The 9142-nt window shown below is 49.5% G+C and carries 12 protein-coding genes and 1 pseudogene; 6 read left to right on the forward strand and 7 right to left on the reverse strand.

Annotated elements, in window-relative coordinates:
- The 6 genes from IQ219_RS12330 to queA form a co-directional block, all read left to right on the forward strand.
- Positions 1-247 (forward strand): glucokinase (locus IQ219_RS12330; protein WP_194072795.1); only part of this gene is annotated, 247 nt, incomplete at its 5' end.
- A gap of 181 nt (positions 248-428) precedes the next feature.
- Positions 429-1046: a Crp/Fnr family transcriptional regulator gene (locus IQ219_RS12335; RefSeq protein ID WP_194072796.1), complete on the forward strand. Its 618-nt coding sequence runs from the start codon at positions 429-431 to the stop codon at positions 1044-1046.
- Between the two features lie 186 nt (positions 1047-1232).
- Positions 1233-1538, forward strand: a complete 306-nt coding sequence (locus IQ219_RS12340; RefSeq protein ID WP_228017026.1) for a hypothetical protein — start codon at positions 1233-1235, stop codon at positions 1536-1538.
- A gap of 35 nt (positions 1539-1573) precedes the next feature.
- Positions 1574-2314 (forward strand): creatininase family protein, encoded by a 741-nt coding sequence (locus IQ219_RS12345; RefSeq protein WP_190597354.1) that lies wholly within the window; start codon positions 1574-1576, stop codon positions 2312-2314.
- Between the two features lie 276 nt (positions 2315-2590).
- Complete coding sequence (locus tag IQ219_RS12350) at positions 2591-3676, forward strand: AI-2E family transporter (protein WP_194018906.1); 1086 nt, start codon at positions 2591-2593, stop codon at positions 3674-3676.
- 82 nt (positions 3677-3758) lie between these two features.
- Complete coding sequence (gene queA / locus IQ219_RS12355; RefSeq protein WP_194072798.1) at positions 3759-4844, forward strand: tRNA preQ1(34) S-adenosylmethionine ribosyltransferase-isomerase QueA; 1086 nt, start codon at positions 3759-3761, stop codon at positions 4842-4844.
- Positions 4845-4870: 26 nt separating this feature from the next.
- On the opposite strand, the pseudogene IQ219_RS12360 reads toward queA, so the two are convergent.
- The 7 genes and pseudogenes from IQ219_RS12360 to IQ219_RS12390 all read right to left on the reverse strand — a co-directional run.
- Positions 4871-4939, reverse strand: a pseudogene (locus IQ219_RS12360) (transposase); the annotation flags it as partial.
- 23 nt (positions 4940-4962) lie between these two features.
- Positions 4963-5508, reverse strand: coding sequence for a nucleoside monophosphate kinase (locus IQ219_RS12365; protein WP_190597350.1), 546 nt, complete (start codon positions 5506-5508; stop codon positions 4963-4965).
- A 241-nt stretch (positions 5509-5749) separates the two neighbouring features.
- The gene (dapB, locus tag IQ219_RS12370) at positions 5750-6577 is read right to left on the reverse strand and encodes a 4-hydroxy-tetrahydrodipicolinate reductase (RefSeq protein ID WP_194072799.1); all 828 of its coding nucleotides are present in this window, start codon (positions 6575-6577) and stop codon (positions 5750-5752) included.
- Positions 6578-6666: 89 nt separating this feature from the next.
- A complete protein-coding gene (locus IQ219_RS12375) occupies positions 6667-6999 on the reverse strand; it encodes a co-chaperone YbbN (protein WP_228017028.1) in 333 nt (110 codons plus the stop codon).
- Positions 7000-7152: 153 nt separating this feature from the next.
- On the reverse strand, positions 7153-7419 hold the full coding sequence (locus IQ219_RS12380) for a DUF2442 domain-containing protein (RefSeq protein ID WP_194072800.1): 267 nt from the start codon (positions 7417-7419) through the stop codon (positions 7153-7155).
- Complete coding sequence (locus IQ219_RS12385; RefSeq protein WP_194072801.1) at positions 7379-7618, reverse strand: DUF4160 domain-containing protein; 240 nt, start codon at positions 7616-7618, stop codon at positions 7379-7381. Before IQ219_RS12385 ends, IQ219_RS12380 begins: the two co-directional genes overlap by 41 nt.
- 22 nt (positions 7619-7640) lie before the next feature.
- The coding region (locus IQ219_RS12390) for an AIR synthase-related protein (RefSeq protein WP_228017030.1) at positions 7641-9142 on the reverse strand (1502 nt) is incomplete at its 5' end.

Here is a 9142-nt window from a genome sequence, read left to right on the forward strand (position 1 = left end):
GCTTTTTCTTGGTTCCTATGGCGCCGAAGCCGGGAATCTTGCCCTCAAATTCCTACCCCGAGGCGGACTTTATGTTGCCGGTGGCATTGCCCCCAAAATTATCTCCCTACTGGAAAAGGGCAGTTTTATGCAAGGCTTTAGCGACAAAGGCAGGATGCAAAGCTTAATGGGGACAATTCCCGTCAAAGTAGTACTCAACCCCAAGGTGGGTCTGATCGGAGCGGCGGTCTGCGCGGCCCAGTCCTAGGAAGTGGACATTTCCGGTTGTTAACTTTGTCTTTACCTGGGAATTGCGGGGAAAGGTTATGCTGACTTTTGGGGGGGTCTAGCCCAATGGGAGTAATGCTTTGGTAGCACCAACAAGATGCTTGACCAATGGGGACTAAGACCGATCGCCTGGATTGATTTTTGAGGGTTGCTTGAGTTTTATGTTTGTGAACAGTTCCCCAATCGCCGATGGTTTGAATACGTTGGTAGGGTTAGACTCCCAGCCCCTACAGTTCTATGAAAGGGGTGATATTGTGCCGCCCAAAGACCAAGGTTGTTGGCAAATTTATCGGGGGGTTTTACAGGTTAGTCAATGGACCCTGGGGGGCGACGAGGTGCTGATGGGTTGGGCCCAGCCCGGTAGCTTCGTGGGCTTGGATTTCAGTGCCAATCAACGGGAAACTTACCAGATTCGCGCTTTGACGGATGTGTATCTGCGGGGCTATTCCCTCCAGATGATTACCAACAATGCCAAGTTATGTCGCCTGGTGCTGGACCAGACCCTACAACAGGTAAGACAAAGAGAAGCTCTACTGGCGATCGCCGGTTATAAAAGGGTGGATGAACGCCTGCAAGGATTGTTGAATCTGTTGGGCCAGGAGTTGGGGCAACCAGCAACCGGAGGTTTGCGTTTATCGGTGCGGCTCACCCATCAAATGTTGGCCAATGCCATTGGCACCACCAGGGTAACGGTTACCCGTCTGCTGGGGGAATTCCAGGCCCAGGGGAAAGTGAGCTTAGATGGCGATCGCCATTTGGTGGTTGCTTTAGGTAACTAAAAGTTTAAATCGTATTGGCCAGGGATTTTTTGATAGCCTGGACTCAGTTGTTGCACAGTTGAGGACATGGCTATGGTCGGGGCAAACCTTTGGTGCCGTTGTCGATGGCTTGGAGTTTGTACGCTGGGAATTGCGGCGCTGGCATTAGCCCCACTGAAGGTCTACAGCGCACCTCCCCTGAACGAGTTGACCCCATTGCCTGCTCCATTTTTACTAGCGGAAATTATCCGGGGTTGTCCCAGGGCCGAAGTGGTGGAAGCCTATGAAACCAAAACCTATCTGGCCTATATCTGCCAAACCTACGACGGACAATTTTTCTACCGGGGTGTCAATAAGAAAAATGGCGACCAAATCAATGTAATGGATGTGCTCAGCACCGATGGCGGCACCTACTACGCCACCAATGGGGCTTACACCTATTGGGTAAACCGGCAACAGTTGCGGGTAACAAAGAATGGTAAGACTATTTTCTCCGAACCTGTTTTAAGGTAGATGGAACTAGTTAGCCCATTTTGCCCAAGCCCACCATGCAATTACAACTCTCCACCTGGCCCGAAGTCGAAAGCTATTTACAATCCTCCCCTGGCATTATTTTCCCCATTGGTTCCACCGAACAACACGGTCCTATAGGCCTGATTGGTACCGATGCCATCTGTGCCGAGGCGATCGCCAAGGGGGTGGGGGAAGCCACTGGAGCCATGGTGGGACCAACCATTAATGTGGGCATGGCTTTGCATCATCTGGCTTTTCCCGGTAGTGTTAGTTTGCGTCCCAGCACCCTGATCCGGGTGATCGTCGATTACGTCAGCAGTTTAGCCCCTGCCGGTTTTAACCGTTTTTACTTCATCAATGGCCATGGCGGTAACATTGCCACCCTCAAAGCCGCTTTTTCCGAAGCCTATCACCATTTGGGCAGCCTCGGCCATAGCCAAAATGTCCGTTGTCACCTGGGTAATTGGTTCATGGCCAGGGGGGTTTATCAGTTAGCCAAGGAACTGTACGGTGACCAAGAAGGCCACCACGCTACCCCCAGCGAAGTGGCCCTGACCCAATTTGTTTATCCCGAAGCGATTAAAACAGCGCCGTTAAATCCGGAAGTTGCCTCGGGTCACAGCATTTACAGCGCCCAAGATTTCCGAGAGCATTACTCCGACGGGCGCATGGGTTCCAATCCTGCCCTTGCTACCCCAGAACACGGCCAACGGTTTTATGAAGTGGCGGTCAAAGAACTAAGTGAAAGTTATCAGCGGTTTTTGGCGGAAAATTAGCCACAATTTCGCCAAGTTTTTCCCATTGGCGAGATTCGTAGAGTGTGTTTCAGACCCTGCATAGTTCCCCCAAGTTGGAAGTGAAACTGGAGAAAAGTCTTCCCCCATTGCCGGAGTTTTATCGATCAATTGAGGGGGCAAACCAGAACTTTGCCAACAGGCCCTTGCTTTGGCGGTGATCAACCAGAGCTTCCATCGGCGATCGCCAGCAGGCCCAGGCTGGGTTAAGGTAGGTGAACATTGCGTTGCCCTGGATTTCCATCCATTCCCTTTGCCATGTTGGAAGAACTGAAACAATCCCCTCCTTGGCTCCGGCTGAGTTTACTATTTCCCCTCTTTTTCCTCAACGGCTGGTTAATCTACAAAGCCATGGGTTTTCTGCAACCCCTCAGTAGTTTATTGGTGGCGGCGGCCCTATTGGCTTTTTTGCTGGATATCCCCGTCAGGATTTTGGTGGAAAAAGGCTTAAAACGTCCCTGGGCCGTAGCCAGTGTGCTCCTCATTGCCCTGATTGTGATCAGTCTTTTCCTCCTGATTGTCATTCCCCTGGCGATCAATCAATTAGGACAACTGCTAGACAACTTGCCCGGTTGGTTCCGTTCCGGCAACGCTCAACTGCTGGTACTACAAGCCTGGGTAAACGAGCATTACGCTAACCTCCAGGTAGACCTCCAACCTCTGATCAGTCAGGTAATTGAAAAGTTGAGCCGCATTCTCAATTCCTTTGGCAATCAACTGTTGGGACTGGTGGGGGTGACTATCAGCACCGGTATTAACGGGTTGATTTTACTAGTGCTGACCATTTTCCTTGTCCTCGGGGGAGAAACAATTTGGGATGGCATTTTTAGCTGGTTTCCCCATCCTTGGCAGAGAGACTTGCAAAACCTGATTCGAGAAACTTTCGAGGGCTATTTTGCCACCCAAGCAATTCTAGCCGGCATTCTCACCGCAGCGCAGATGGTGGTGTTCACCATACTCCAGGCTCCCTATGCCATCCTTTTTGCCATCACCATCGGTTTAAGTACGTTGATTCCTTTTGCCAGTGGTTTAAGCATTATTACCATTAGTCTTTTGCTGATGTTAGAAAACTTTTGGTTGGGGGTAAAAATTCTCTTGGCAGCGGTGATTGTGGGGCAAATTAATGATAATGTTATCTCCCCTCGTTTAATGGGGAACCGCACTGGTTTAAATCCCGCTTGGATTATTGTTTCCTTGTTTTTGGGCAGCAAGTTGGGGGGGATTTTAGGTCTGTTGGTGGCAGTGCCCCTGGCCAGTGTTATTAAGGCCAGTAGCGATCGCCTGCGGGGGCTATCGGAAAAATCCGTGGAAAAATCCGCTGAAGTTTCCGTGAGCTCGACCTAAATTTTTGGATAATTGTTAAAGCTTGTCGGGCTTTATTTTTTTGCTGTCTCTGTCATTTAGATTTTTTACGTTTCGACCATCCATGGACCAGGATAAACACCTTAGTAGTTACGATTACCAACTGCCTCCCCAATGCATTGCCCAAACTCCCGCTGTCCCCAGGGACCACTCCCGCTTGTTAGCGGTGAAAGATCAATTTACGGTGGACCATGGCCATTTCTACGATTTAGGCAATTATTTAAAACCGGGGGATTTATTAGTTCTTAATGACACTAAAGTAATGCCCGCCCGCCTACATGGCCATAAAGAAAATGGCGTGGCAGTGGAAATTTTGCTGCTGACAGAATGTACTGAAAACCAATGGATTGCCCTAGTTAAGCCGGGAAAAAGATTAAAACTGGGAGCAAAAGTTAAATTTCCCTCCCAGCAGGGCGATAAACCCGATCTTTGGGCGACCATTTTGCAACGGGATGAGGCCACCGGGGGTCGGTTATTGGAGTTCGCCTTGGAGCCGGGACAACGACTCTGGGATGTGTTGCCAGACTATGGCGAAATTCCTTTCCCCCCCTATATTGGCGATCGCCAAGCTACGGATGATCAATACCAAACCATCTATGCCGAAAAATTAGGGGCGGTGGCGGCTCCCACAGCGGGGTTACATTTCACCGAGGATTTGTTGGCAAAATTAGCTCAACAGGGGGTACAGACAACCAAGGTTACCCTCCATGTGGGCATTGGTACATTCCGCCCAGTGGAAACGGAAAATATCCTTGACCATGTGATGCACCAGGAATGGATTGATGTACCCCCGACGGCGGTGCAAGCGATTGAACAAACTAGGGCGAAGGGAGGCCGAATTTTTGCGGTGGGCACCACGGTGGTGCGCTGTTTAGAAGGCATGGCCCAGGCAAGTGATTTTCCCGAGCAACCCCTACAACCCTTTCGGGGCCAGACGGATTTATTTATTTACCCCGGTTACCAATGGCGCTTGGTGGACGGATTAATTACCAACTTCCACTTGCCCAAATCTAGCTTATTAATGTTAGTTAGTGCCCTCATCGGTCGACCCCGGTTAATGGCCATCTACGAAACGGCGATCGCCAAAGGATATCGTTTTTATTCGTTCGGGGATGCCATGGTAATTTTGCCGGAAGCTTGTCGGTTTTAAGAAAAAGTTCCACAAAACTAGGGGCAATGTTGGATTTGGCAGATATTTTTGAGTTGGTCATTGACGGTCTCGATAATGGAGCGCTTGCGTAACAAACGAAGACCTTTAAAACAGGCTCTTAAAATTGCGCCAAAATCAGCTTTGTTACTTGATCAACCTCAGGGTGTGCATTCACTGTCAGTAATTTTTTTTTCGCATCGTAGTATTCCAACAGGGGAATGGTGTACTCGTGGAACCTGCCAATGCGAGTGCTCACAACTTCGGGATGGTCATCAAACAAAGAACGGTTGAGGGAACGTTCCACCATTGTTGCTTCATCAATTTTTAGGTACAGGGCCCAATCCAAGGGTTGCCCTAGATCTTCAAGTAAAAAATCTAGTTCTTCTGCCTGGAAAGCGGTGCGGGGATAACCTTCCAAAATCCAGCCCTGACCCCCATCTTCCTGCACTAATCTCTGTTGGATAAATTCGATCATTATCGGATCTGGCAACAAGTCTCCTTTTTCCACATAGGGTTTGGCCTTGACCCCCAGGGGAGTGGCGCTGGCAATGGCTTCACGCAGAATACCTCCCATGGAAATCACGGGCAAATTAAGCTGTTGGCTGAGGTTATTTGACTGGGTACTTTTCCCTGACCCTGGGCCACCGAGCATAACTAATCGCATAATTTAAAGGTCGAATTGTTAATGGGTTGAAGACTGTTGATGGATGATGAAAGAATAATTTGCTTGACTTTCGATCCTGACCCTGACACTGAAGTTGGGGATTCTCCCTACAAAATTTGAGTAAATTAACCTGACCTGTTGTCTCTAAATTAGCTCAATTTATTGGGCTTTCAACTTACGCTACAGAGGGTTTCGGTTTCCTGCTTTCATCCTCTGCGGTATGGTGATGTGCCATTGATCCCTAGAGTAGTTTTTCTAAACCGTAAACTAAGCCCTTCAGTTCTACCACTTTACGAATGCCCAAAAGGACTCCCGGCATATAACATGCTCGGTCAGTGGTGTCGTGGCGGATGGTGTAGAGTTGCCCAGGGGAACCGAATAGGACTTCTTGGTGGGCAATTAGCCCCGGTAAACGAATACTGTGGATGGGAATTTGTCCTGGCCCTAGTCCCCCTTTGGCCCCGGCAATGATTTCTTTTTCTTCCACCGCCGCTGGGTTAAAGGTTTTGCCCATTTCCGCCAACATTTGAGCTGTTTTAATGGCAGTGCCACTGGGGGCATCGGCTTTCTGGTTATGGTGCAATTCAATGATTTCCACATGGTCGAAGTACTGGCAGGCTTGCACAGCGGCCTGTTGCATTAATAGGACCCCGATGGCGAAGTTGGGAGCAATCAAACAGCCTGTACTGGCTTTTTCGGCAAAGTCCCCCAGGTCTTGGATTTGTTGATCGCTTAATCCGGTGGTACCGACTACAGGCCTTACTCCATAGGCGATCGCCGAACGAACATTGTCATAAACGCCACTGGGGTGGGTAAAATCCACCATCACCCCTTGGATTTTTTCCTGGGTGGCCAACACCAACACACTCTGGAGATCAGCTAGGACAGGAACTTCCAATGGCCCAATACCTACGACTTCGCCAATGTCTTGGCCCTGGAGAGCTGGATTGTGGTCCACCGCTCCCACCAACTGGAGATCGGAGGCCTGGGCCACAGCTTTGATCACTTCCCGACCCATTTTTCCCGCCGCACCGTTCACCACTACAGGAATTAAATCTTGATTAGCCATAACTGCCCCAGCCTTGTCCAAAATTGATCACAATGGTTAACCCCTCCATTGTTGGACAAGCGTTAACCCAGGGCAAGCATTGGCCAGCTTTAGGGGGGAAAAATGGAAATGGCAATCTGCTCTCGAATACGGTGGAGGTCTTCCCTGGCACGAAAATCTTCTAAGCGTTGGATAATCTGACCACGGTTGAACAGGATTAGGGTGGGGAGATTTTTCAGGCGGTAGGCGTTGGCCAAATGCAGGTTTACGTCGGCGTTGACCTCCACACAGACGAGTTGTTCTCCCCATTCCCCATGGATGTGATTGAGTAGGGGTTTGACGAAGTGACACAGCCCACACCAGGGAGCCCCAAAGTAAACCAAAATCGGTTTTGGGCATTGAAGAACGAGATTATCAAAGTTGTCTTCGTTAACGGCTAGCATGGGCGTGTTTCTAGCGGACTGGTCCCTTGTTCCCCATGCTACAACCATTTTCGCCCCCAAAGGGAGGACTGATCCCAACTGATCTCCCTTGTTTTACTGGCTCAGACGACGGGCGATCGCCATGAAGTGACTTTTACAAAACCAGGCAGTTATTTAGGCTTCAGTAAAAGCTAATGGGAAACGATCAGGATGCTTGATGATGTCCAATGTCAGATCTATATCTAGGTCAGGCCAATAAAAATGATTGGCAGTGGGCTCAGTGACGTTAAGAATGTGCTTTACTGAGGCGTCTTTAAACCAAGGAAAATCCTCGTAGGACAAAAATAATTCATTATCCCCAAACAGCAACCAAATTCCGTGGCTGGAAATATGGGTAACTTCAACATTTGAAATGTTTTTGCCAAGCGTTTCTAAGCTCATCTTGTCTGGCCTCAATAATTTTTTCGATGGTTTCCAGTTCCGAACGAGATAATTTGTAGTTTTTTGCCAACTCAATTTCAGGTTCAAGCCAAAACTTTGCTTCTCCCCTTTCGCAATAGATATGGACATGTATTCTAGTTTCTTCACGAGAAAAGAAGAAAAAACGATAACCCTCCTCTTTAAAAACCGTTGGACTCATGGAGTTTTTCCATTGTTGACATTTAAAACTGTAACCGTCGGCTGATCGCCGTTTGCCAGGGTTCTGTGAGGGCGATAACTGGTAGGTCAATTAAGGTATTTTCGCCGTTAATTATGGTTAAATTTTCGTCATTTGTACCCACCGCTCCCAATAATTGCCAGGGGAAGGATTGACTAGTTAAATAGGCTTCCCAGGCAGGCTGACTTGCCGGTGCCACAGCCACCACAATGCGACTGGCAGATTCTCCAAACAGTAAGTTATCCAATCTTTGCTCGGAATCAGATAGATTAATTCCTGCCCCCAACTGAGCGGCGATCGCCATTTCTGCTAAGGCCACCGATAAACCCCCTTCCGCACAATCGTGGGCCGCATTCACCCATCCTTGGGTAATGCCATGGCGACAGGCCTGTTGCACAGCTTTTTCTAGATCAAAATCTACGTGGGGCGGCTGACCAGCAACGGTGTGATGAACAACAGCTAAGTATTCTGATCCCCCGAGGGTATTGCCCTCATTACTACCTAACAGGTAAATGCCATCCCCTGGATTGCGCCAACCTTGGCCCACAACTTGATTGATATTTTCCACCCGTCCCACCATGCCAATGACCGGCGTAGGATAAATGGGTTGGGGTTTGCCGTTAGAATCCAACGTTTCGTTATAGAGGCTGACATTGCCCCCGGTTACCGGAGTGTTCAACTGCCGACAGCCCTCCGCAATGCCTTCACAAGCTAAGGCCAGTTGCCAATAGCCCACCGGATTTTCGGGGCTACCAAAGTTTAAATTATCTGTCACGGCCAGGGGTTCTGCCCCCACACAACTGAGATTACGGGCTGCCTCTGCCACCGCCGCCTTTGCCCCCTCCAGGGGATTGAGATAAACGTAACGGGCATTACAATCCGTAGTGGCCGCCACCCCAATCACACATTCCTCGGGTTTAGCATCCAGGGGACGCACCCGCACCACCGCCGCATCGGCCCCACCAGGCACTATGACTGTATTGTTTTGGACCTGATGGTCGTATTGACGGTACACCCAATGCTTGGAAGCAATGGTGGGACTATCCAATAGGGTGAGTAAAATCTGGTTCCAACTATGATTTTGGTTGGCAATGGCAATCCCGGCGATCGCCGCCTTGGGTAAAGTGTTTTCCTGCCACTGCCAGGCTTGTTGGGCATAATCCGGGGCTTGGTCTAGCAACTGACGATGGTAAATGGGGGTGTTATCGGCCAGGGCGGTAGCCGGAATTTCCGCCGCAATTTCCCCCTGGAAAAAGATCCGCACAATGGGGTCAGCAATTACTTGCCCGGCCACCACTGCCTGCAAACCCCAACGATGGAAAATATCAATTAATTCTTGCTCCCTTCCTGGTTGGGCCACAAATAACATCCGCTCCTGGGACTCAGATAGAAGATATTCATAGGGCACCATGCCTGTTTCCCGCACTGGAATTTTGTCCAAATCTAACTCAATACCTACCCCTCCCTTGGCCGCCATTTCCGCCGTAGAACAGGTAATACCAGCCG

The organism is Synechocystis sp. LEGE 06083, from assembly GCF_015207725.1.
In the GTDB taxonomy this organism is placed as follows: Bacteria; Cyanobacteriota; Cyanobacteriia; order Cyanobacteriales; family Microcystaceae; genus Synechocystis; species Synechocystis salina.